The organism is Magnetospirillum sp. XM-1 (genome assembly GCF_001511835.1).
In the GTDB taxonomy this organism is placed as follows: Bacteria; Pseudomonadota; Alphaproteobacteria; order Rhodospirillales; family Magnetospirillaceae; genus Phaeospirillum.
In genome coordinates, this window is the sequence record NZ_LN997848.1 from 2,357,995 (window position 1) to 2,381,518 (window position 23,524).

The following is a 23,524-nucleotide window of genomic DNA, read 5'->3' on the forward strand; positions in this document are numbered from 1 at the left end:
CTGTAGGGCATAGAATACCGCAGCGAATGTCGGCTTGATCGGCAGCGAGGACGATATGCTCAAGCTCACGCAAGATATGATGATCGGACACCCGATTATTGACGCCGATCATAAGAAGCTCATTAGCATAATAAATCAATTCTTGGTAACTGCGAAAATATGCGAAACATTAGAGTATCCGTGTTGATCAAGCGGTTTTTGTCATCCATGGACGCCCTGCCCTGAGCAGAGCGTTTGCCAGGACGATGAGCTTTCGCATGATTGCGGTGATAGCGACCTTGGCGGGCTTTCCTGTGGCGATGAGTTGCTGGTATTTCGCCTTGAGATCAGGATTGAAACGCATGGCGACCAGGGCGGGCATGTAGAGGGCTTGGCGGACACCGGCCCGTCCGCCGCGAATGAAAGCGTGTCCGGTCCAGCGTCCGGACTGGCGGGCAATGGGGGCCAGACCGGACAGGCTGGCGGCCTGCCCCGGTTCCAAGGCGCCCAGTTCCGGCATTTCGATCAACAGAACAAAGGCCGTCAAGCGGGCGATGCCCGGGATGCTGGTCAGGATTCCAAAGCGGCGTGCGAGCTCGGCGTTCGCCTGTATTCTGCTATGGATCTCGGCTTCGATGGCAGAGATTTGGTAATTGCTCACGGGGTTGACGCTGGGGTTCAGGCGATAGCGAAATTGCCGTCGATGAGTTCCCGGACGGCGTCGAATGCGGCCTGACCTTTCAGGCGGGCTGTGCCGGTGACGGATCGATATCCGGCATGGATCTGGGCACCCCAGTCGGAGCGAAATCCGTTGGTGACCTTGCGGAAAACTACAGATGGCCTGATTTCCCGCTCGGAGATGTTGTTGGTGGGCGGCACTTCCCGATCGGCGAGGAAGACGAAGAACTTGGTGCGCCACGCTTTGATCTGGCGTTGGAGGATCTGTCCGGCGGGATGGGCGGCGGGGGTGGCAACCATTGCATCAAGGCGACGTTCGGCCTTGGCTGCGTAGGCGGCCAAGGTGGTATCCTTCAATTCAGCTCGTCGTTTCCCGACCCGGATGGCCCATCGCAGGTGGTCGCGGATTTTAGGGGCGACCACCGTGTCGCCGCTATCGATGGCGTATTGGACATCACGCAGCACATGGGCGAGGCAGACTTGATGGACCGAGGCCAGGTCCTGTTGCCCGGCGTAGCGATCCGAGACCCAGACCTCGGGGCGGTGGTCGCCCAGCACCTGTTCTGCCACGCTCTTGGCCCGACGCGGGGCTATTTCATGCAGCACCGCCCGGTCGGAAATGAACACCCATTGCCAATGGGTGGCACCGTCGACCCGCGTGGTAGTTTCGTCCGAGGCGATGACCCGGGCGGTCAGCAACTTGGTCTTGATCGCCGCGCGGGCCGCGTCGAGACCGCTCCGCGTCCGGCGAAAGGCGTTGGCGATGGCACCTTCTGAGATCGTCAGTCCAAACAACTCCTTCAGCATCCGCGATAGGCGCTCGAAGCCGACGTGATGGCTGTGATGGAGGTAGAGCAGCAGCGAACGAATGCCTGGGCCAAACGGCGTTCCCGGACTCAGGCCGATGGGGGGCTCGGCCCGATAGCGATGCCCGCACTCGCCACAGCGTCCGCCGAACAACTCGACCCGGGTCACTACCGGACGGATCACGGGAAGGTCGATGTGATCATAGCGATGACGGCAGCGCTGCGATGCCTCGGCCACCGACGTGCCGCAATGGGGGCAATCCGTGGCCATGCGCCGCTCGGTCTTGTCGGGCGCCTCGGCCAGCGGGCGCGATACCCCAGGCCGAGACGGTCGTTGCTTGCGAGGCCGCTTCTCATCGCGTTTGCGGTTCTCTCGGCCGGGACCATCCTTGGAAGGCGGCGTATGCGAATTTGATGAGGTCTTCTTCGGCTTGCCTGTCGCCGCCTCAAGCTCGGCGATCCGCGCCGCCATGCGCTCAATCAGCGCCGCCTGCTCAGTCAGCAGGGCGTCCTTTTCGGCGTCACTCAGGCGATAACGGACCGGCAGCTTCATACATAGCTTTGACTCATATTCCGAGTCGCGACGCAAGCCTTTCGCCACCCCCGTGAGCAATTACGGCCGAACAGCGCCGCGCAATCCGCCTGGAGCAATCCGCTCCCCTGGTCGCTGATCTGGAAATCTGGATGCGCGAACAGCGCGCCAAACTGTCGCGCGGCAACGATCTCGCCAAGGCCATGGATTATATGCTGAAACGCTGGCCCGCCTTCACCCGCTTCCTCGACGACGGCCGCATCTGCCTGTCGAACAATGCCGCCGAACGTGCCCTGCGTGGCATCGCCTTGGGCCGAAAGTCGTGGCTGTTCGCCGGCTCTGATCGTGGTGGCCAGCGCGCCGCCGCCATGTACAGCATGATCGTCACCGCCAAGATGAACGACATCGATCCGCAAGCCTGGCTGGCCGACGTCCTTGCCCGCATCGCCGGGCACTCCGCAAACCGGATCGATGAACTCCTGCCGTGGAACTGGCGCTCGCTGCCGCGCGTCGCCGACAGTCAGGCCGCCTGAGCAAAACCGTCTTCACCTGCGGTGCTCACCGGATGCTTACGGTCAACCGTCAATCACTTAACGAAATGAGCGAATTTTTAAGAATGTGGCTGTTTAATCATATTATGAAGTTTGACATGAACTACAGAGACTGGGTTTGCCCAAAGGGTAATTAGGGCATCTCGAAGGCTGGCGTTGCTGTTTCGCTATTTTTCGACAATATCAAAGTCCTGCAAAGACGCGGCTGATCCGAGTTCCATTTCCAAGATTTTCCCGGCCAACTCATTTGCCTCGATGGCTGCTGATTTTGCGGTGGAACTCATAGCGTCCAATCCACCGATTACCGCAGCCAAGCTTGCCACCCGGCCCATTTGTCGCCGCAAGATATCCCCGATCCCAAGGGGAATGCCCTGCTTGCCGGACAAAATATCACTGCAAAGCCGTACAATTTTTTTTGCAGCCGTCACGGCCAGAGAATCCGCACTTTTCGTCAGTGCATGCCGTATCTCGCCCAGTCGTTTAAGCTGAAAATTAGAGCATCCGCTCACCTGTACACGAGAATCCGCAAGCTCCATAAGGTTAATCAATCTCTCTGTTGATGTCGAAATATCATACAGTATCCTTTTTTTATGACTATCATCTGTCGTTGAGCTTGTCTGGAGGTTGACGTTCATAATTCTTGCCGCTAACTCATACGCATTTTCTATCACGATGCCAGTTTGCTTGTGTACAGTCTCGCTGCCAATGCCATCATCATATTCGCCATTCATCTTGGCGATCATGATGCGGTCAATGCTAACAATATGCGTGACAAGCCAATTATATATTATAAAGAATAGTTTCTCACTTCCGCTGCCATTATGAAGGTCATCGCGATTGATTCCGTCAAACTTCTCAACGAAGCCCGCATGAATACGTTTGTGCTTATCTCTTTCATCATAATCAAAGGAGTCCATGAGAGACTCTTCGTGCTTAAAATGCATTTTCACATAATCTGAAAGCCCATCGATGACGTCATCGACGGCCTTATTTTCATACTCCGCACTTGAAGTTGCCCCGAGTATTTTCAGGAAATCGATAATTTTGCGGTGTTGATCATCGATGTCGTCCCGGCCAGTGGCAATCGCCGTAGACCAACCAATTTCAGCCTTCATATCGACCGAAGATGAAGGGGCTATTGCCTCTCGGGGCTTACCTCGCGGCTTGACCTGCCGCTGATCTGCGGAAGGAGCAATCACAGGGGAGCCTTCTTGACGGCGGGTCAGGGTATCATCCGCCCGTCTAAACGGCCCTTTGTAGCCCTTCATAATCGCCGAGCGTCTGTCCGGCCCATGGAAGGCCGGAGAAGAAATAAAAGCCTTCTGCGTAGTCATTGCAGCCGTGATCGCCATTTGAAGCGAATGTCGGGTTATGGGTAGGGTGAGCGAAGCGGATATGCCCCCGTCTCTTGCCGCGATTAGCTCATCGGCGGTCCACTGGTTATCCAGGGCGATTACGGGAAGGGATTGAGGGGGGGGCCCTTCTCCCCAGCGGACATGCTTCAAAACCTTTAGATGCCCAGTTCCACCAAGCTTATCGCACAGGATGATATTTATGTTTGATGCGTTTCCATGCTCAAGGTGCAGCATCGTGTGACTAATGTCTTTTGTTTCTTCCTGAACGACAAAGCCACACTCACGCATCACAGAAACAATAAGCTTTCTTGTCGCGGCATTTTCGATGGCGACGAGTGCATTAACGTCAAATGAGGACGAGGCTGCGATTGCCATATGCGGCGTCCACCTACGATTTATCGGGCCGCTTTTTTAGAACATGGAACAAGAACTTCGATAAATCTCTTGGATTAAATGGCTTCTTAAATGCCCCTGTTGCACCAATAGCCATCGACTTTGCCATTAGATCGTTGTCATCCGTAGCTGAAAATATAATAACGGGAATACAAGAAATATATTCTTTCTGACTTGCTCTAACCGCGGCAACAACGGAAAATCCGTCCATTGGCTCCATATTCAGGTCCGTTATTATGATATCCGGGACAGGATCACTGAATGCCAATTGAAGCCCTTCAATTGCATTGGACGCCTCAAGCACGACGGAAGCCCCCATCACAGATAACAACTTAACCAACAATGTTCTGCTTGTTGCATCGTCATCAATTACGAGTGCCGCCACATCCGAACACGGCAGGCGGAACAATTTCTGCTCACCGTCAGGTTCCAGGCATTCATTTGAAGGGGCCACCCACTCCCGCAAATTTGTATCAAACTTTTTCACATGTCCAATAAGCCAAGTCTTTAGAAACTCGTTTAATTCCGAAATCGATCGCTCATTAAGTGGCCGTGTTTTTGCGATAAAATATGTCCTGGCAATGTCCTGAACCTGCTCCAACAGGGCCTTGTGCTCATGAAAATGCATATTGTGGTAGGGATACATGCACTCCCGCTGAATCTTCTCTTCCCTGGCAAAATGCTCCCGGCCATAAGAAAGCAATGCCTTAAGAGTTTCATGCATCAACTTTTCATTGTTTAGCGACGCCGAGTGGTCGTTGAATTCATTAATAATGTCTATAAGACGTTGATGATCTGCATCAATGATGGGGTGTCCGATGCGAAGGTCGTCGGTTAGCTCAAGCATCCACATTTCCTTTACTTTTAGGTTTCATGCTCGGCTTCCATCGCCAGATAGACCAGCGGGCGATTATCAACAGCGGAATTATTTATCCAACGTTTATATCTCTGGTCTTCATTTGCAATGTGGCTGCGTAGCCAGTGGACAACCAAGGGCGGAAGGTCATCGGCTGCGGATGTAATGCCTTGCTGGAAAACCTCTGAAATCGCCTTGATCCGGGCACGGAATTGATTGTGCTTGAGGCGATGTTCAGCAAAATTCGAATAACTGACCTTACGCATAGCTTTTTCTTCGCGAAGGAAATGACCATCGACATACTCTTCAAGAATCGCCAATGAGCTTAATACGATCACGCCTCGTTCGCCGCCACTCAAGGTGTCGTGTAGTAATTTTGCAAGCTCGAAGAATGCCTTGTGATCTGCATCAATTGTTTCATTTCCAACAGACATTTCTGGTGAAAATTCAAAAATTGAAATGTTCGATTTATTTACGGCTATACCCGGTTCATTGGCTTGTTCACTTGGCATAGAAATACCCATTCACATTGAAAACCAAAATCGTTTACCGCCCGCCAATTCGGGCGATAAAGCCATCAACCTCGCGGCTAAGATTTTCAGATTGCCGTGACAATTCTGATGCAGCATCAGCAACCTGACCAGCGGATTCGGTAGCTTCAGCGGCAGTCGCTTGAACCGTGATGATCGCTGAGGAAACCGAGGACGTTCCGGTTGCAGCTTCCGCGACATTACGTGCGATTTCCACGGTGACCGCATTTTGCTCTTCCACGGCACCGGCCACGGCGGAGGATGTTTCCTCGATCTGGGATACGGTTCGAGTGATTTCATCAATCGCCTTGATAGCTTCGGCGGCGACCTCCTGGATATGGGCCACCTGGGAGGTGATGTCTTCGGTTGCTCTGGCCGTTTGGTTCGCCAAGTTTTTGACCTCATTCGCCACCACGGCAAAGCCCTTCCCGGCATCACCGGCACGAGCCGCTTCGATTGTGGCATTGAGAGCCAGAAGATTGGTTTGGGCGGCAATGTCATTGATCAAGCTGACAATGGCACCAATTCGTTCGGCGGCCTCATTGAGGCCATGGACCGTCGTATCGGTACGAGACGCGACACCGGCTGCTTCCGAGGCTACGGCGGCAGCACGATGGACCTGGGTACTAATCTCCTTGATGGAGGCAGAGAACTCCTCGACGGCAGAGGCCACGGCCTGGACGTTGACCGAGGCTTGTTCCGCCGCTGCGGCAACCGTCATGGCTTGGTGGCTGGTGTCGGTAGACTGTGCCGACATGGCCCCCGAAGATGCTTCCAATTCTGTCGCTGCGGCAGCCACGGCGTTCACGACCGGCTTTACCTGATTGTTGGCAAAGGCGATGAACTCTGCGTCTCTGGCTTCCATTCGCTTCAAAGCTTGATTGATGGTCTTGGCGTACAGAACGAAATCGCCACGCAAACCCGTGGTGATGATCCGGCGGTAATACCGACCATGATTGGCGGACTCGACGGCGGCAAACGCCTCTTTTCCAAAGGCTTCAGCGAGGTCCAGCAAACGGTTGATGCTGTGTTGCAAGGCTCCAATGCCATCGCTGCCTCGAACGTCCAGAATCCGAGCGTTGAGATCACCACTGGCGGACCGGCTGAGCACGTGGATCGCAGTGGACAGATCACCTGCCATTCGTCGAGCAGAACCACCGATCTTGACGCCTCCGACAATGCCAAGCAGGGATACCGCGATCACGACCCAAAGGGCGATGCTCGAACCGCCAAGCAGCCCGAATGTTCCCGCCAGTAAGCAGATCGCCGAAGGAACCAGCATCCCAAGGGATAAGGTTCGGGCATATGAGCCGAGAGTCGATTCCATGTTGCTGCCTCTGATCAATTTTCTGGCGTGATGGTGAAGATGAATCGGTCATAGCTATCAAATCCCGCCGTTGCTACGGCGTCGTTCAACATTTTCCATGATCGCTCAAGCCCGACCTTCGAATCTGGATGGCGGCGTTCTTCTTCCATCAGCGAATGATAAAGCGGCTTGATCGTCTCCAAAGCAGCCTTCTCGGGCACCCGTCGATTGGAGTGATATCCGATGATCTGACCGGCAGCGTCGAAGTTCGGGGTGACATGGGCGAATACCCAGTAATTGTCACCATTCTTTGCCATGTTGTTCACATAGGCGAATATCTCCCGACCATCGGCAATGGTGTCCCAAAGCAGTTTGAAGACGCATCGTGGCATTTCGGGGTGCCGTATGACCGAATGTGGTTTCCCCATCACCTCGGATTCGGCATAGCCGCTCACTGTCAAAAACACGTCGTTGACGTAGGTCAGCCTTCCTTTGGGATCGGTCTTACTGACGATCAGTTCGTCATGAGCAAAAGTTCGCTCGCGACCTGATGGAGTTTTACGGTCACCCGCCATCTCCGACACCTCTCCCAGTCTGATTGGATTATGACTTTAGGCTAGTGCTCTAAAAAAGAGAATAGTCGTTATTTGTCAGAATGTTACAATCAAACGTCACTCTCATTGTTTGGATTAATTTATGAACAGCAACCCGATTCAGCGTGACGCATAGCTTTCCGATACCTTCTTGCCGGATGCTGAAAGCTCCTCCACATCAGCGTAGGTGATTTTGTCCACCCCACCCTTCAATTCCCGACATCTATCTCGGAAGGTTTCAACTGAGTAGGATTTGGCTCCAGAAAATTTTCGAATTTTCTCCGCCAACTCATCAGCAATATTTTCAAGCTTTGTTAAGCTTCGAAAAGTGCTTTCATTTGTAGCTAATCCGTCACGCATGCCAGCCGCCAAAGAGTTACATTCAAAAATTATGGCTCCAGCAAGACTTTTCAAACGAAAATTTACGATAACTTGAATGGCTTCATTTTTTTTGGATTCATACTGATCCATCGGAATGCCTCGACCTAACGCCTCGACCGGATTCGGAACTATGATTTGTGGGGCCGAGGCACAACCAGGACGACTTTCATTTCGGCGTTCAGGACCAATATAATCTTGGGTGACGATAAATGGCCTCCGCCTTTCTACATGACCAACAATCTGATCTCTCAATTGGCCGGATGAGAATGGAATAAGAAGCACGGAATCTGTTCCTGACGACATGGCACTACGAACCGCCACTTCATCTCTTGATGAAAGGAGAAGAACCGTCAATACGAATGGATCGCTATTTGTCTGCAAAGATCTGATTTGGCGAATGAAATACGCCGAGTCATTCCCATCAAGCACAGCATCCATGACAACAATCTGGAAGCCACCATTTTTGCATGATTCATCAATGGCAATAAAATTATTCGACTCCTCTATATTTGTGATTCCAATTTCATTTAGTGTAAACCGTATTCCAGATCGAATTGTGCTGCTTGGCTCGCAAATTAATGCTGTTATTTTAGAGTAATCTAATTTAACCTTGGCATGCACAATGGCATTAGGAACGGCAACTTTTTCAGACTCTTCATTCTCAATAGCGTCGAGAGCAAGATACGCAAGCGGCCTCTGATCAACGACGTCATCAGTCAACAATGACTTGAACTTCATGTCTTCATTCATAATGTGACTTGCAAGCCACTTAAGCACAAGATCGTGCAGTTTCTCCGCAACTGACAAACTTCCGCCACGATATAGTCTGATCACCTCATTAATTTTTCGATTGAAGGCAAAGTGCTTTGCACGATGATCGTCAAAGTGTTGAAAACCAATTTTAGCCATGGCCTTTTCTTCACGGAGAAAGTGCCCTGCGACATATTCTTCGAGCATAGCCAAAGCACTTTCGATTACGAATTTGCTTTCTGCTGCCTCGAAAATGACGCCCTTGAGTAAATTGGCAATTTCAAAGAATGCCTTGTGATCGCTGTCAATCGCAGCATTCCCGACAGAGAAAGCGTCTGACCATCCAGCGATCTGGCATTCTTCTGTCATTCAGCAAAATCTCCATGGACTCTATCGCTTACCGCCCGCCAATTCGGGCGATAAAGCCATCAACCTCGCGGCTAGAGCGGTTCGCGATCTAACGGAATCGCAGGGGATTGAACGAAACCGCTGGCGCGGTATTGGAGCCTGAGGGGACGGCGAAGGCTCCTGTCTGAGAAGGTTGGTTTTCCACGCCCCCCCCTACAGACAGGAGGCCCCCGATGGCCGAATTGAGCCCTTTGCGTCGCCGCATGATCGAGGACATGACGGTCCGCAATCTTTCGCCGGCGACGCAACGATCCTACCTTCATGCGGTTTCGAAGTTCAGCCGCTTCTTCAATCGATCGCCGGATCGGCTCGACCTTGAAGACGTGCGCACGTGGCAGGTCCACTTGGTGTCGCAGGGGATTTCGTGGGCCAGCCTCAACCAGTTTGTGGCGGCGCTGCGGTTCTTCTACGGGGTGACGCTGCGGTGCCCCGAGACCCCGGAGCGGATCACCTATGCCCGCCAGCCGCGGCGGTTGCCAGTAGTATTGAGCGCCGACGAGGTGGTGCGCTTCCTGGAGGCGGTGCCCAGCCTGAAGAACCGCACGGCGCTGACCACGGCCTATGCCGCCGGGCTGCGAGTATCAGAGGTGGTGGCGCTCAAGCTGGCCGACATCGACAGCGGCCGGATGGTGATCCGGGTCGAGCAGGGCAAGGGGCGCAAGGACCGCTACGTCATGTTGTCGGCGCAGTTGCTCGGCATCCTGCGCACCTATTGGCGGCTGGCGCGGCCCGGGCATTGGCTGTTTCCCGGCCGCGAGGACAAGCCGATCGAGCCGAATGTGCTGAATTGCGCGTGCCGCTCGGCCTGTGCCGCCGCCGGGATCGACAAGTGCGTCACCGTTCATACCCTGCGCCACAGCTTTGCCACCCATCTGCTGGAAGCGGGCACCGACATCCGCATCATTCAGGTGCTGCTCGGCCACAACAATCTGTCGACCACGGCCCGCTACACCCAGGTCTCCAACGCAATGATCGCCAAGACGACCAGCCCACTCGACGGCCTCGACCTGATGGTGGTGCCGCCGTCCTGAGATGGCAGCCATGGCCGGGGGACTGGAGGTGGCGGACGTGTTCCGCCGCTTCGGCAGTGCATGGCGGGCTGCCCAGGATGGACATCTCGACCGCGGCCGCCGCCGGGTGATGGCCGCCATCGAGGCTTGCCGAACGGCGCAATTGGGCGGCCATAGCGAGTCCTGTGGTGCGTGCGGGCTGGTGCGCATCGCCTACAATTCCTGCCGCAACCGGCATTGTCCCAAATGCCAGGGGCTGGCACGCGCCCAGTGGCTGGCCGACCGCCAAGCCGAGTTGCTGCCGGTGCCATACTTCCACGTCGTCTTCACCGTGCCGGCCGAGATCGCCGCCATTGCCTTCCACAACAAGGCGGTGGTCTACGACATCCTGTTCAAGGCGACAGCCGAGACACTGCGCACCATCGCCGCCGATCCCAGGCATCTCGGCGCCGAACCCGGTTTCGTCGCCGTGCTGCACACCTGGGGACAGGCGCTCCAGCACCATCCCCATCTCCATTGCGTGGTGCCGGCCGGCGGCCTGTCGCCGGACGGAAGCCGCTGGGTCGCCTGCCGTCCGGGCTTCTTCCTGCCGGTGCGTGTGCTGTCCCGGTTGTTCCGCCGCTTGTTTCTGGCCCAAATGACGGCGGCGTTCCTGGCGGGCAAGCTCGCCTTCTTCTCCGACCTCGCAGCCCTCGCCGAGCCGGCCGCCTTTGCCCGCCATCTGGCGCCGCTGCGCAAAACCGACTGGGTGGTCTACGCCAAACGCCCATTCGGCGGCCCCGAGCAGGTGCTGGCCTATCTCGGCCGCTACACCCACCGCGTTGCCATCGCCAACAGCCGCCTGGTCGAGATCGCGGACGGCTCGGTCCGTTTCCGCTGGAAAGACTATCGTCATCACGACAAGCAGAAGGTGATGACGCTGCAGCCCGGCGAATTCATCCGCCGCTTCCTGCTCCACGTCTTGCCCGACGGCTTCCACCGCATCCGTCATTACGGATTCCTCGCCAACGGCCAGCGGGCGGCCAAGCTGGAAAACTGCCGTCGCCTGCTGGCCGTGCCGGCGCCGGCAACGGTCACGGCGGGGACGCCCGACGACTACCGCGACCGCCATCACCGCCTCACCGGCCACGACCTCCGCCGCTGCCCATGCTGCGGCGGCACTATGGCGCCGCTCGGCGCCATCCCTCGATCACCGGCCGGCCATGCCGCCTACCGGATCGACACGTCATGACCGCCGTACCGTGCCTGCTCTTGGGAACCGTGCTCGCACCGACGCTGGCCGTCGGCATCGCGCTCGGTCGCCCACATCGTGTCCTGGCGCCCATCATGGTCAGCGCGATTGCCGCCGATCGGCACCTCACGGCAACCGCCGCCGCAATTTTGGTCCTGGCCGCCGCGCCCGTGAACGCCCCCTCGGCCGTCATCTCACCGCCCCAGCCGCCCGGCGCACCCACCGCCACGGCCAAATCCCCATAGACCTCGTCTGCGTCCCGCGGTTTCGTTCAATCCGGCTTCTCAGAGGTCCGGCTCCTTTGAGGCTGCCGTCGTACCGGCCGGACCTCAGAGAACCCTCCAGATTCACAGGCGCGGCTAATCGTGATTCACTTCCTGTGGAGGTGGCCCACGATGACTCGACCTTTATCCGTAGATCTGCGCGACCGTGTTGCGCGATATGTTCTGGCTGGCCATTCGCGCCGACAGGCGGCCAGTGTCTTCAATATCTCGGTGAGCTCGGCGGTACGCTATGTGGCGCAATATCTGTCGAGTGGGACGGTGGCGCCAAAGCGGCAAGGCGGTGATCGGCGCAGTAAATTGGGCGACCATCGGGCCTATGTGCTGCTGCGTGTTAAGCAGGTTCCGGATATCTCGCTGGCCGATTTAACCAAAGAACTGGCCGAGCGGGGCGTTCAAATCCATCTTTCCAACCTTGCCCGGTTTCTCCGGGCACAGGGGCTGACCTATAAAAAAAACTTTGGTCGCGTCCGAGCAGATGAGGCCGGACGTCCGGTTGCTGCGCGAGGAGTGGATTAAAGGCCGCCAACCGCTGATGCGGCGTCAGGCCCATCGCCTGGTGTTCCTCGACGAGACCGGAACCAATACCAAAATGACCCGTCTGCGGGGCCGCTCACCCAAAGGGGCGCGGTTGAAAGCCGCTGTGCCCTTCGGACATTGGAAGACGGAAACATTCATCGCCGGGCTGCGTCATGATGGCTTGGTGGCGCCCTTTGTCATCAATTGCCCGATGAACCGGAAGATGTTCGAGGCCTATATCGAGACCCAACTGGCCCCAACCCTGGAGCCGGGCGACGTCGTGATCCTCGACAATCTCTCAGCTCACAAAAGTCCTCGGGCAGAACGGATCATCCAAGATCGTGGTGCCTTCATGCTGTTCTTGCCGCCGTATTCCCCCGACCTCAATCCCATCGAAATGGCCTTCTCGAAGCTCAAGGCACACCTCAGAAAAACGGCTGCCAGGACCATTCAGGACCTCTGGGACGCCATCGGCCGAAGCTGCGATCTCTACGAACCTCAAGAGTGCCGAAATTTCTTCAAGGCTGCCGGATATGAACCAGTGTGATCGCGAATTGCTCTAAGATTTTCAGACTGCTGTGACAATTCGGATTCGGTATAGCCGCTGACCGTCAAAAACACATCGTTTACGTAGGTCACCCGTCATCTCCGACGCCTCTTCCAGATTGAATGGATGGTGAACGCGGCCTGATGAGCATACTGAATGAATAAATGAATGCTAACCGATTGCTATAAAGGCATCCCATCCGTTTATGAATTTCGATAAGGATCGTGCGGCGACGCAGGGGGCTCATCTCGGCCATCGTGGGCCTCCTGTCTGTCGGGTGGTCGAAACCAGCCCTGTCAGATGGGAGCCTTCGACGTCACATCACACACCGATACCGCCATAGCGGTTCCGTTCAATCCCCACGATACATGCCCCACCCGTGCGGGCAAGGGGCACGGAGGTGGCTTGACCGGGGGGGGGGGGGACTCAGGGATACGGGGGCTGCTTGCTGCGAACGCTGTAGCAGATAACGTCGATGCCTTCGCCATGGGTGTCGTTGGCGGCTTTCCATTTCCGGGCGACACGCTCGAAGGTGAAGAGGTCGCGCTGGGTCAGGGGATTGGAATACAGCTCTTCCAAGACCAGAACCTCGCCCACGACCCCCACCGGCATCAGACGAGCCGACGGCGAAATGGAATTGGCGATCAACTCGTCGCTCTCGCTTCCTTCGGAATCGACCCGGACGGTTGCCATGCTCCAATTGATCGCCACATAGGACTCGACCTGCATGTCGCGCAGCATGCTGATGTACAGGCCGCCGCAGCGCAGGGCGTTGGTGGGGTCGCCGAAACCGACCAGAATGGCGTTGCCGCTGGTGGTCATGGGGACGCTGACATCTTGTCCGAGGAAATTGCGGTTATACTGGACCAGTAGATCCAGCAGCATGGCCTTCTCGGCCTTGGTCTTCCGGCTCACCTGATCGAGATACAGGGCGAGAATGGCCAATTCCTTGGTTTCGTAGGTATAGAAGGGGCTGTCTTGCGGTTCCTCGTCAACGGCGTCATCGACCGGAACAGGTAAACGCGAGAGGGCCTCGTCCTGCACGGAATCGGCCAAAAGATCTGAAATTTGCGATTCGGCAAGCGGGATCGGAGCGGCTGTCGCCATGGGGGGCGCGTCGAAGGCAGAATCGTCGTCTTCCGCCATCTCCTCGACGGCGGCCAGTTCCGGCTCGGGCTCGGGTTCGGGCTCGAGTTCCGGCTCAATATCCGCAGGTACATCCACCAGCGTGTCGATGGGTTCCGGCTCGGATTCTTGCTCCGGCTCGGCCAATTCCGGCTGGGCCGAATTGTCCCATTCCGGTTGGGTCTCGAAGACCGGTTCGATCTCGTTCGAAGGCGCCTCGACCGAAACGGGGGGGGCTTCGAATCCCTCGGCCTCGAAGGTCTCGACCGAAACGGGCTGCGGGCGTTCGGAAACGGTGCGGGGCAGAGGCTGTTCGGGCTCGGGCTCCAGATCCGCGACGATGGTCTGGGGGCGGCCTGCGGTCCGGCGAATGACCGCGCCGGACATGTTGGCGCCGTCGAGGAGGGCGCCGGCGGTCACGGCATCGGTCAGATCCGCGCCGGTGAAATTGGCATTGCGGGCGTCGGCGCCCGCCAGATTGGCGCCGGCCAAGGTGGCGCCGGAGAAATTGGCCCCCATCAGCTTGGCGCCGGCCAGATTGGCGCCGGTCAGATCGACTCCGGACAAATCCATCTTGCCAGCCAGATTGGCGCCAGCCAGATTGGCCATGCGCATATTGGCGCCGGAGAAGTTGGCGCGCAGCAAGGTCGCCCCGGCCAGATTGGCGCCCTGAAGCTTGGCGCCCGACAGATCGGCGTCTTCCAGGCAGGCCCGGGGGAGGTTGCAATCACGGAGATTCGCGCCGGACAGAACGGCCTTGCGCAGATTTGCCAGCGACAACAGCGATCCGGACAAATCCATCCCGGCGAGATTGGCCCCACGCAGATTGGCGTTGGTCAGGTCCGGTCGTACATCGGGCTCCTGCTGGCGCCAGGCGTTCCAGTCGCCGGCTCCCTGGCCGAGATGTTGTAGGTGGTGTACGTTTCCCATCACAAGCAATCGATCTGTCTTTTCAAACACTCAAATCATACACCAGACCATGGATTTTTCAAAACTTATCTCCGGTCAGGCGGTGTGATGAAATGAGCGGGATGGGTCTGCTGCAATAACGGTTAACTTTGCTTTAATAATTGCCAAGTTCTTGTCTTCTTTTTCCGGTCATTGACGAGGAACCAGGTTGTGGTGGATTGCCTCTATTCCGGTGCGTGGCCCGTGAGGGAGCTGTACGGTTGCTACCGGCTGCGGCCTTTCCCCAGTGCCCGTTCCCATTCCGCGATCACGCTTTCGTCAATTGTCTGGGGCGAGTGTTCCTGGCCCGTATCCGCGCCGGTGGCCGTTCTCAATTGCGCTTCCAACTCGGCGATGCGCGCTTCCAGCATGGCGATCTTCTGGGCCTGGGTCGGGCGGTCTTTATGCCGCTGCCGATAGCGTCTTTGCTTTTCCGCCGGTGTCAGGGCCATGTCGTCTCCGATGACGTGGGGCGGGCTCGGCGTGGGGCGCGGCCCTCCGGCCGCTTGGCCGCTCGCTCAATGCTCACCCGAGCGTCGCGCCTCACATTTGATGCACGGCGCTCTAAAGCATCGGCTCCCATGCGGCCCGACCGATGCCTTGCCTGATTTGCGCCTATGCCTTACCTGATTTACGATTGAGCAGTTGGTTCAAGACGTCGGCCTGAGAGCTTGCCCGAACCTCAGCCTTGGGGGCGATGGCGGCTTTTTCGGCGGGTTCGGTCGCCGCGGCATTCTCGGCAGGGGCGGGAGAATGGGCGGATGCGGGAGGGGAAGGGGGAGATGCGACGGGCGGTGGGGGGGCGGTGATCTCGTCGTCTTCTTGCCCCATCTCGCTCGCCATCTTGGCGATATCGGTTGCGGCGCCGACGATGCCCCTGATGATCGCCAGGGCTTCTTCCTTATTGACGCTGTCGCTCATTTTCCCCAGCTCCGACAAAAACGGCCGTCCGGTTGCGGCGGTTGGCTAATCTTTCCTAGGTCCGTCCGGGGCGGAAGTCCCACGCTTCAGATCGGTGGAGTGGCAACGGAAAAGGCGGGTTTGGAATGGGTCAGCGAGTTTACGGCGGATATGTATCCTCCGACGCAGGCGGCGCCGAGCACGCCGACCACGACCAATCCCAGGCCCGGCGCGATCGTTAATGTGATCGGCAGTCCCAGGAGTGCTCCGGAGAGCAGTTTCGGTGCCGCTAATTTCAGTCCGGCCAGGGGGGTGTCAAACATAAAATCTTCCATGCAGGGCTGTGTGGATCGACGGATCTGAGTCCCTCCAGATTAGCATAGGTGCAGCCTAAAGCATCAAGATTTTGGGGGGAAAGGCCATCCCTCGTCCCATGGGGCTCTCCGATTTTTCGCGTGATCCGCCTGCGGGGAGGGCGGGGGGCTTTTTATGCGGTTGCGTCTCAACCGCTTGTATTGGCGGCCAGGCGAGGCGATTTATTCTGCTTTATCGTCTGCGTGGCGTGCTCTCGCCTATATCTGGCTGGAGTAATTGTGCTAAAAAGCGCGGGCCGACAGCGGCGACGAATGCCGTGGACCTTGGTCGCGTCTGCCGCGTGATTTTGTTGAGTGGTGCTGGATGACGATGCTTGATGGCGACGCGAACACCGGGGGACGCCCCAAAGCCCCTCGCAGCAAGGATTTGAAGCGCTACCTCATGCTGATGGGCGTGGTGGCCTTGATCGTGCTGTTCGGCGCCTTCATTTTTCGCCAGCAGGCGGGCGGCAACCGCCTTGGAACCCTGATCCGGCAATTGGGTCACGGCGCCGTCACCGCTCCGGTGCTTCCCCTTCCTGCGAACGCACTTGCGGGGGCTCCGGCGGCGACGGGAGTTTCGGCCCTGCCGCCGGTCATGGAGGCCGGGGCTGCCCAGGTGGGCGGCGGCGGCGGGGGATTTTCCCGCGTCGTCTCCCTTTTGCGTCATAGCGTCGTGAGCGTGACCGCATCGTCGTCGGGCCGCGCCGCCGCACCCAAGACCCTGATGCCGCCCGGTCCCGACGTCTTGCCGCGTTTCGCCAATCCGACCACCACCACGGTGGAAAATATCGGCACCGGGGTGATCGTTCGCGACGACGGTTTGATCGTCACCAATTTTCATGTGGTGCGTGGCGCCAATTCGGTTCTCGTCTCGGTGTCGGACAACGGGGGGGCGACCCGCTATTCGGCTGAGATCGTCAAGATGGACGAGGCGCTCGACCTCGCCTTGCTGAAGATTGCTCCCAGGGCGCCGCTGACCTCGGCGGTCTTGGGCGACAGCAGCGCGGTGCTGGTCGCCGACGAAGTGATCGCCATCGGGACTCCCTTCGGTCTGGACATGTCCGTCAGCCGCGGCATCATTTCCGCCAAGGGCAAGTCCATGGTGATCGAGGGCGTCACCCATTCCAAGCTGCTGCAGACCGATGCCGCCATCAATCAGGGCAATTCCGGCGGGCCGCTGGTGATTGCCGACGGCACGGTGATCGGCATCAATACCGCCATCTACACCCCCAGCGGTGCTTTCGCCGGAATCGGTTTCGCCGTGCCCAGCAATCAGGTCCGCCGGTTCGTGGAAGATGAAGTGAATGGCCTGCCCGCCGCCGCCGCCGCGGGCCCCGCCATGGGAGCCGTCGCGTTTCGGGCTCCGGGGTCGGGCGGCGTGGGGGCGGCCGGTCCGGCCATCGCGGCGGGGGTGCCTTCGCCCCATACCGATGGTCGACAGGCCATGGCTTGCGACAACTGCCATCAGATCATCGGTGCCGCGGCGGGGCCCATCGCCTTCGCTCAGCCCATGATGCCCGTCGCCGCGCCGCCGCCCGCCGCGCCGCCCATCCAGGCCAATGCCGCCAATCCCCATGCCGACAACCGCCGGAACATGAATTGCGCCGGTTGCCATCAGATCATCGGTGCCGGTGCCGGGCCGGTCGCCTTCGCTCAGCCGGGGGCGGGCGGATATCAGTTCGCCCAGCAGCCCGGCGGTCTGGCGGTCAATGTCCAAGGCGCGCGCGGCGGAATCGGGTCCAGAATGGCCGGTCACAGCCTGCACGGCGCCGCCTTGGCGCCCCTGTCTCCGCAGATGAGCCTGCAGACCGGTCTGCCGGTCGGGCGCGGCGTGCTGATCACCGGCGTTTCCCCCAACACGGCGGCGGCAAACGCCGGATTGCGGCCGGGCGATGTTCTGCTCAAGATCGACGGCCGCCCCGTCGCCCTCCCCCATGAGGCGGTCGCCATCATGGGGGAAATGTCGGTCGGCGGGTCCGTCCGTCTGGGAGTCTTGCGCGATGGAGGCGTCCGCAACATGACTTTGATTGCCGGGGCCGCCGCGGGAACGCCGCCGCCCGGCAACGGGCCGTGGTGAAAGGTAAAGAATTCCGGGTTGTTCTGTGATGATGGAGCACGAGATGGCGACGAACCGACGGCCCCGCGCCAAGGGGACCCCCGGCGACAAGCTCGGGAAGGGAGGCGGCGATGCCGCGCTCGCCCCGGCTGCCGACGCCGAGATTCCGGCATCTTCCGTGCCGGAGCCCGCCGCCCCCATATCTGCGCCTCCGGCTCCGGTGATCAAGCCGGTGGGAGGGGATGCCTGGGCGTCGCTGCTGAGCGGTTCGCCCTGGTCTTCCCCCGGAGCGGCAAGCCCGACGGAGGCGGCGCTCAAGCCGGTTATGCCGAGCGCATTGGCGGCGGCGGTTGCCAATGCGCCGCCTGAAGCCGCCCCGTTCACCGAGCTTGTCTCCCACTGGTCGCCGCCTTTCCGGCGGCAGCCGGATCGGGAGTATGAAGAGATCAATCCCGCCGAGGCGGCAATCCCGGTGACGGCCGCGGCGCCCGAGCCCGAGCCCGAGCCGGTCCCCGAACCCGAACCTGAACCCGAGCCGGAAGCGGCTCACGATCATGCCGCGACCGAGACCGAGGGAGTTACCGAAATGATGACGAGTGATGTTGAGCTTGAGATTGAGATTGAGATTGCTTCGGATGTGGAGGTCGTCGAGGCCCCCGCCGTGATCGAGCCGTCTCCCCGGCCGCAGGCATTTTCCCACTCGACGGCCTATGCCTATCCGGCGGAACCGGCCCCGGCGGTGGAGACGGCGGCAGAGGCCGCCCCTGCCGGCCCTGCCGAAAATCCGGTCAAGGAGGTTCCCGTGGAGGACCTGTTCACCGGGATCTTCAATGTGGCGGATTCGGCCGTGCGCGGCGCCATCGGCGCCTCCACCGATCTGCTGAGGGATCCCAAGTCCCTGGGCGGTAAGCTTTCCGTCGCGGGGCAGAGTCTGGTCCATTCCATCAAGGGACGCTTCAATGCTTTGCTGGCTCCGCGCCACGGCGCCAAAAGCAACGGTGATGAATTCTAGTGGTTCTCGCGGGATGGGCGATAGAGGACAGGAATCCGAATGAGCTTGGAACTCAGCCATGATTGAAGTCGGCGAGACCATGGGCGAATTGCCCACCAACAAGATCGTGTTTTGCGAACGGTCATGGAAGACGCCTGTCTCGATCCTGGCCTTCTTGATCTTCGTGACCTTCGCTTGGGGGATCTATCTCCTGGACCATTACGACGAGGACGACAATTTCCATGGGGCCGACGATCTGTCGGTGGGTCAGTTCCTGGTGCGCAACATCGCCATGCCGCATGTGCAGCGGCTGTATCACACGGTTCCCCCTGCTGTGGTCGGGGTCGGCGGCGGCGGGGTCAATGCCGGTCCGGTGGCCTCGGGGGCCATCGTGGGGGCCAACGGCTATGTGATCACCACCTTGCATTCGGTGTCCAATCTGCCGGAGATTTCGGTCCAGGTGGCGACGACGGGTGGGATCCGGCGCTTTCCGGCCCAGGTGGTGAAGACCATTCCGGGGCATGATCTGGCGCTGCTGAAGATGCAGACCACCGAGAAGTTCCTGCATTTCCGCATGGCCGACGTCCAGACGGTGGTGCCGGGTCAGCAGGTCTTCGCCTTCGGCCGCAACATGGCGGGGGCGCCGCTGGTGCGCCAGGGCCTGGTGCAATCGGCGGATGCGCCGCTGGCGGTGGGGGCGACCCAGATCACCCATCTGCTGCGTTCGGACGCGGTCTACAGCTGGGAACAGACCGGCGGCCCGCTGGTCAACGCCCAGGGTGATCTGGTGGGCATCAACATCGCCGCTACCGGCCCCGCCGGCAAGGTGGAAGGCTTCACGGTGCCGGCCCAGGTGATCGTGTCCCATCTTCAGGACGTGGTTCGCTTCAAGAAGGGCGCTCCGGCCGGAAAGTCGGGCGTTCCCGCCGGTCCTTAGACGTATGAGGGGCGTTTCCTTCATACGACGAGCTTAGAGAGGCGGATATGGCATTAGGCGACGCGAATGTTGGTTCGGCCCCTGGGGTCGACTTCAGTGCGCTGCAACGGGTGAAGCAGTCGGAGGAGCTGCTTGCCCAGTTGTACGTGGTGGAGGAGACGCCGCGTCGTTTGGGGCGTGGGCCGGTGCACGCTCTTATGGTCATATCGGTTTTGTCGGTTGTTGCGTTCATCGCGACGTTGCTGATGCGCTACAACACCTTCGTGACCATGTCGGAAGACACGCAGGCGAAGCGGTCCAATTACGAGGTGATGATCCAGCGCCGGGACAATCTGTTCGGCAATCTTGTGAAGCTGACGCTGAACCATGCTGCATTGGAGCACTCGATCTTCTCGCATACCTCGGACAAGCGGACCGAGGGCGTTGAGGCTGGCAAGGGCGGCCCTATCGGCTCGGCGCTGGAACAGCTGATGAAGCAGGGCGGGATCGGCAAGCTTCTGGGTGATATTGGGGGCGGCAAGGCGCTGCTGGGGGCCGACGGAGGCTTCGGCAATGCGCTGGGCCGTTTGATGGCGGTGGTGGAGCAGTATCCGACCATCCAGTCGGTGGACACCTACAAGCATATGATGACGTCGCTGGTGGAGATGGAAGACCGCATCGCGACGCGTCGGGAGGATTACAACGCCGCCGCCTCGACCTACAACATCGAGATCACCAAGTGGCCGTGGAACTATCTGGCGTTCATCACCGGGTTCAAGCGGGCGGAGTATTTCCAGGAAAAGCCGGCGGGCGACACGCCGATCATCACGCCGCAGCTGTTCCAGGAACTGTTGCCTCTCAACCATGCGCAGGACATCAAGAAATGATCTGGACGGCGGTGATCAAGGGGAGCGCGCTGGTGACCTTCGTGCAGGGCGCCATGGTGCTGGTGGACAAGATCTTCGGCGAGGAGATCTTGCCGCACCGGATCTACAGCAGCGCGGAAGCCTCGCAATTGCTGGGGATGGACCGTCTCGAGGTGCTGGGCCTGATTCGTTCGGGGACGATCAAGGCGAAGAAGGTGGGCGATAATTATCGTATCCTGGGCTCCAATCTTGTGGATTACATGAACCGATGAAGTTCGAAAATTGCAGGGATTGCCGCGAGGAAGTGGTGTGGTGGGCCTTTACCGCCGACATCTGCATGACCCTGTTCAAGGGGGTCCTCGGGCTGATGAGCGGCAGCGTGGCGCTGGTGGCGGATTCGTTGCATTCGGGGGCGGACGTGGTGGCCAGCGGGGTGACCCAGCTCAGCTTGAAGATTTCGAACAAGCCAGCGGATGAGCGCTATCCGTTCGGCTACGGCAACATCCAATACATCTCGTCGTCCATCGTGGGCTCCTTGCTGCTGATCGGGGCCAGCTTCTTGATGTACGGCTCGGTGATGAAGCTGATCTCGGGGACCTACGAGGCGCCGAGCATCTTCGCGGCGGTTGGGGCGTCGGTGACGGTGATCGTCAACGAGCTGATGTATCGCTACCAGATCTGCGTGGGCAACGAAAACAACAGCCCGGCCATCATCGCCAATGCCTGGGACAACCGGTCCGACGCCATCTCGTCGGCGGCGGTGATGGTCGGCGTGATCGCCTCGGTGATCGGCTTTCCCATCGCCGACACCATCGCGGCCATCGGCGTCTCGGCCCTGGTGGGACGCATCGGCCTGGAACTGATCGGAACCTCGATCCACGGCCTGATGGACAGCTCGGTGGATACGGAATTGCTGCAGACCGCCTGGCAGGTGGCCATGGACACGCCCATGGTCCACAGCATCTATTTCCTGCGCGGTCGCCATGTGGGCGAGGACGTGCAGTTCGACATCCGCCTGCGGGTCGATCCCAATCTGCGCATCAAGGACAGTTCCATGGTGGCCGAGGCGGTACGCTGGCGCATCCAGGAGGAAATCCCCCACGCCCGCGACATCCGCCTGTTCGTCAGCCCGGCACCCGCCGCCGCGGCACGGGCCTGAGCGAGAGAGGGGCCGCCCGCGCCATGGGCGGCGGGCAGTTTAGTTCCATCGGAAGGGGTTCAGACCCGACGGTGACGGGCGGCGGCGGATCCGTAGATCAGACCGGCCATCAAGCCGACGGCGACGGCGGCGCCCAGCGGACCGCCGGCTAGGGCGCCCAAGCCGACACCGGCCATCTTGCCCATGGTCAGGAAGCCCGCGGCCTTGGCGGTTCCAGCCGCCACGGCGCCACCGGCACCGGCGACGGTGGAACGAACGACCGCGCGGGACCCGGCGGAAGGAGAGAAGGTGGCGGCTTGACGGCTCATGGGGCATCTCCTCGGCTGTGATTGCGAACAAATCGCATCTACAGAAAGCCGCAATTGCCACTCATTGTCAATGGGTATTCGCATCGCCCCCGATGAGCCGCGCGGATTGCCGTGCCGCTTGAGGGGGGGGGCGCCCGCCTCAGTCGGCGGTTTCGTCGGCGGCCAGCGGAACTCCGAACAGCTCCAGGCGGTGGCCCACGACCCGGTAGCCGTAGCGCGTGGCGATTTCCTTTTGCAGGGATTCGATCTCCTCGCTGGAGAATTCGATGACCTTGCCGGTTTTCAGGTCGATCAGGTGATCGTGGTGATCACCGCCAGCTTCTTCGTAGCGGGCGCGGCCGTCGCCGAAATCGTGCCGCTTCAAGATGGCCGTTTCCTCGAACAGCCGCACGGTGCGATAGACCGTGGCGATGCTGATATGGGGATCGATCTCGGCCGCCCGGCGGTAGACTTCCTCCACATCCGGATGGTCGGAGGACTCGGACAGGACGCGGGCGATGACCCGGCGCTGGCCGGTCATCTTCATGTTCTTGTCGATGCAACGTTGTTCGATTCGAGAAATCATGGCCGTCTCATCCGATTTTTCCTGCCGGTTCAGGGGGAACGGTACCATCAAGGGAGAGGTTGGCAAAGCGCGAGAGCGCAACCGCGCGTTTCGCTGCCGTCGCGGTCATATAGCGTCCTGCTGTGCGGAGCCGGGGGCGGTCAGTGAGCCGATGATCTGGCATTGGGCGACCACCTGTCCGCAGCAATTCTTCATCTTCCGCAATTCGTCGCGCAAAAGGGTGAGGTCGGCAATTTTGCGTTCCACCTCGTCAAGATGGAGGAGAACCATCTGATCGGCACCTTCGCACGGGGAATCGGGTCGTTCGGCCAGAGTCAGCAGGGCACGGATGGAATCGATGGAAAAGCCCAGATCGCGGCCCCGGCGAATGAAGCGGAGCCGCTGAAGATGGTGGTCCTCATATTGACGAAAGCCGCCCTGGCTCCGTGCCGGCGGCGGCAGTAGCCCGATCTTCTCGTAATAGCGGATGGTTTCGATGTTGACGCCGGTCTGCCGGCTGAGGCCGCCGATATTGAAGGGCTGAAGCGTCATGATTTTCCGTTGACTCTGTAGTGGCTCCAGGGTCCATGCTCCACTTGAATCGGGTGATTGTCCAGCGCGATCACGGACCGCGTCGAAGGAGTTCGGG

Annotated in this window: 25 protein-coding genes and 1 pseudogene; 11 read left to right on the forward strand and 15 right to left on the reverse strand. The window is 59.3% G+C overall.

The genetic code is table 11. The annotated features are described in order from the left end of the window. Positions 1–187 precede the first annotated feature (187 nt). The gene (locus XM1_RS11075; RefSeq protein ID WP_197603116.1) at positions 188–640 is read right to left on the reverse strand and encodes a transposase; all 453 of its coding nucleotides are present in this window, start codon (positions 638–640) and stop codon (positions 188–190) included. 17 nt (positions 641–657) lie between these two features. Next, positions 658–2,016: an IS66 family transposase gene (locus XM1_RS11080; RefSeq protein ID WP_068433431.1), complete on the reverse strand. Its 1,359-nt coding sequence runs from the start codon at positions 2,014–2,016 to the stop codon at positions 658–660. Between the two features lie 65 nt (positions 2,017–2,081). On the opposite strand from XM1_RS11080, the pseudogene XM1_RS11085 reads away from it, so the two are divergent. Then, positions 2,082–2,528 (forward strand): annotated as a pseudogene (locus XM1_RS11085) (transposase); the annotation flags it as partial. Between the two features lie 185 nt (positions 2,529–2,713). Here XM1_RS11085 and XM1_RS24935 read toward each other — a convergent pair. The 6 genes from XM1_RS24935 to XM1_RS23245 all read right to left on the reverse strand — a co-directional run bounded on the left by XM1_RS24935 (position 2,714) and on the right by XM1_RS23245 (position 9,079). Then, positions 2,714–4,276: a hemerythrin family protein gene (locus tag XM1_RS24935; protein ID WP_231920775.1), complete on the reverse strand. Its 1,563-nt coding sequence runs from the start codon at positions 4,274–4,276 to the stop codon at positions 2,714–2,716. 13 nt (positions 4,277–4,289) lie between these two features. Next, positions 4,290–5,141 carry a bacteriohemerythrin gene (locus XM1_RS11095; RefSeq protein ID WP_068433437.1) on the reverse strand — a complete coding sequence of 284 codons (852 nt, stop codon included), beginning with the start codon at positions 5,139–5,141 and terminating at the stop codon, positions 4,290–4,292. A 17-nt stretch (positions 5,142–5,158) separates the two neighbouring features. Beyond that, on the reverse strand, positions 5,159–5,674 hold the full coding sequence (locus XM1_RS23240) for a bacteriohemerythrin (protein WP_231920776.1): 516 nt from the start codon (positions 5,672–5,674) through the stop codon (positions 5,159–5,161). Between the two features lie 22 nt (positions 5,675–5,696). After that, positions 5,697–7,007: a methyl-accepting chemotaxis protein gene (locus XM1_RS11100; RefSeq protein WP_068433440.1), complete on the reverse strand. Its 1,311-nt coding sequence runs from the start codon at positions 7,005–7,007 to the stop codon at positions 5,697–5,699. 14 nt (positions 7,008–7,021) lie between these two features. Further along, the gene (locus XM1_RS11105) at positions 7,022–7,561 is read right to left on the reverse strand and encodes a PAS domain-containing protein (protein WP_068433442.1); all 540 of its coding nucleotides are present in this window, start codon (positions 7,559–7,561) and stop codon (positions 7,022–7,024) included. Positions 7,562–7,699: 138 nt separating this feature from the next. Continuing rightward, positions 7,700–9,079 (reverse strand): bacteriohemerythrin, encoded by a 1,380-nt coding sequence (locus XM1_RS23245; protein ID WP_082700459.1) that lies wholly within the window; start codon positions 9,077–9,079, stop codon positions 7,700–7,702. Positions 9,080–9,291: 212 nt separating this feature from the next. On the opposite strand from XM1_RS23245, the gene XM1_RS11110 reads away from it, so the two are divergent. The 4 genes from XM1_RS11110 (at position 9,292) to XM1_RS23250 (ending at position 12,706) form a co-directional block, all read left to right on the forward strand. Beyond that, the gene (locus XM1_RS11110; RefSeq protein WP_068428055.1) at positions 9,292–10,149 is read left to right on the forward strand and encodes a tyrosine-type recombinase/integrase; all 858 of its coding nucleotides are present in this window, start codon (positions 9,292–9,294) and stop codon (positions 10,147–10,149) included. A 1-nt stretch (position 10,150) separates the two neighbouring features. Beyond that, a complete protein-coding gene (locus tag XM1_RS11115) occupies positions 10,151–11,359 on the forward strand; it encodes an IS91 family transposase (protein WP_369815998.1) in 1,209 nt (402 codons plus the stop codon). Beyond that, positions 11,356–11,604, forward strand: coding sequence for a hypothetical protein (locus XM1_RS11120; protein ID WP_068428062.1), 249 nt, complete (start codon positions 11,356–11,358; stop codon positions 11,602–11,604). The genes XM1_RS11115 and XM1_RS11120 overlap by 4 nt, the downstream gene beginning before the upstream one ends. Positions 11,605–11,754: 150 nt before the next feature. After that, positions 11,755–12,706 (forward strand): IS630 family transposase gene (locus tag XM1_RS23250; protein WP_156428703.1). Its coding sequence is split into 2 segments (ribosomal slippage): positions 11,755–12,092 and positions 12,091–12,706, totalling 954 coding nucleotides; the frame shifts between segments, so codons are not numbered across the junction. Between the two features lie 426 nt (positions 12,707–13,132). Here XM1_RS23250 and XM1_RS11130 read toward each other — a convergent pair. The 4 genes from XM1_RS11130 to XM1_RS23985 all read right to left on the reverse strand — a co-directional run bounded on the left by XM1_RS11130 (position 13,133) and on the right by XM1_RS23985 (position 16,002). After that, positions 13,133–14,761 (reverse strand): pentapeptide repeat-containing protein, encoded by a 1,629-nt coding sequence (locus XM1_RS11130; protein ID WP_011383424.1) that lies wholly within the window; start codon positions 14,759–14,761, stop codon positions 13,133–13,135. A gap of 242 nt (positions 14,762–15,003) precedes the next feature. Then, entirely contained in the window at positions 15,004–15,231 is a 228-nt protein-coding gene (locus tag XM1_RS11135; protein ID WP_068433444.1) for a hypothetical protein, read from the reverse strand. Positions 15,232–15,394: 163 nt separating this feature from the next. Next, positions 15,395–15,700: a hypothetical protein gene (locus tag XM1_RS11140; protein WP_043746027.1), complete on the reverse strand. Its 306-nt coding sequence runs from the start codon at positions 15,698–15,700 to the stop codon at positions 15,395–15,397. A gap of 86 nt (positions 15,701–15,786) precedes the next feature. After that, entirely contained in the window at positions 15,787–16,002 is a 216-nt protein-coding gene (locus XM1_RS23985) for a hypothetical protein (protein WP_011383427.1), read from the reverse strand. A gap of 355 nt (positions 16,003–16,357) precedes the next feature. On the opposite strand from XM1_RS23985, the gene mamE reads away from it, so the two are divergent. From mamE to mamB, 6 genes are read left to right on the forward strand one after another with little or no spacing between them, the layout of a single operon-like run. After that, positions 16,358–18,112, forward strand: a complete 1,755-nt coding sequence (gene mamE / locus XM1_RS11145; protein ID WP_231920777.1) for a magnetosome formation protease MamE — start codon at positions 16,358–16,360, stop codon at positions 18,110–18,112. 28 nt (positions 18,113–18,140) lie between these two features. Next, the gene (locus XM1_RS11150) at positions 18,141–19,103 is read left to right on the forward strand and encodes a FraH protein (protein WP_068433446.1); all 963 of its coding nucleotides are present in this window, start codon (positions 18,141–18,143) and stop codon (positions 19,101–19,103) included. 58 nt (positions 19,104–19,161) lie between these two features. Continuing rightward, on the forward strand, positions 19,162–20,019 hold the full coding sequence (locus XM1_RS11155) for a trypsin-like peptidase domain-containing protein (RefSeq protein ID WP_008622189.1): 858 nt from the start codon (positions 19,162–19,164) through the stop codon (positions 20,017–20,019). A gap of 47 nt (positions 20,020–20,066) precedes the next feature. Continuing rightward, on the forward strand, positions 20,067–20,885 hold the full coding sequence (mamQ, locus tag XM1_RS11160; RefSeq protein WP_011383430.1) for a magnetosome protein MamQ: 819 nt from the start codon (positions 20,067–20,069) through the stop codon (positions 20,883–20,885). Next, entirely contained in the window at positions 20,882–21,136 is a 255-nt protein-coding gene (mamR, locus tag XM1_RS11165; protein WP_008622632.1) for a magnetosome protein MamR, read from the forward strand. Before mamQ ends, mamR begins: the two co-directional genes overlap by 4 nt. After that, positions 21,133–22,023, forward strand: a complete 891-nt coding sequence (gene mamB / locus XM1_RS11170; protein ID WP_068433448.1) for a magnetosome biogenesis CDF transporter MamB — start codon at positions 21,133–21,135, stop codon at positions 22,021–22,023. Before mamR ends, mamB begins: the two co-directional genes overlap by 4 nt. Before the next feature lie 59 nt (positions 22,024–22,082). Here the strand turns inward: mamB and XM1_RS11175 are convergent, their stop codons facing one another. The 3 genes from XM1_RS11175 to XM1_RS11185 all read right to left on the reverse strand — a co-directional run bounded on the left by XM1_RS11175 (position 22,083) and on the right by XM1_RS11185 (position 23,427). Further along, a complete protein-coding gene (locus XM1_RS11175) occupies positions 22,083–22,331 on the reverse strand; it encodes a hypothetical protein (protein ID WP_008615104.1) in 249 nt (82 codons plus the stop codon). 139 nt (positions 22,332–22,470) lie between these two features. Next, the gene (locus XM1_RS11180) at positions 22,471–22,896 is read right to left on the reverse strand and encodes a Fur family transcriptional regulator (protein ID WP_068433450.1); all 426 of its coding nucleotides are present in this window, start codon (positions 22,894–22,896) and stop codon (positions 22,471–22,473) included. Between the two features lie 105 nt (positions 22,897–23,001). Further along, entirely contained in the window at positions 23,002–23,427 is a 426-nt protein-coding gene (locus XM1_RS11185; protein ID WP_008615101.1) for a helix-turn-helix domain-containing protein, read from the reverse strand. Positions 23,428–23,524: the final 97 nt, after the last annotated feature.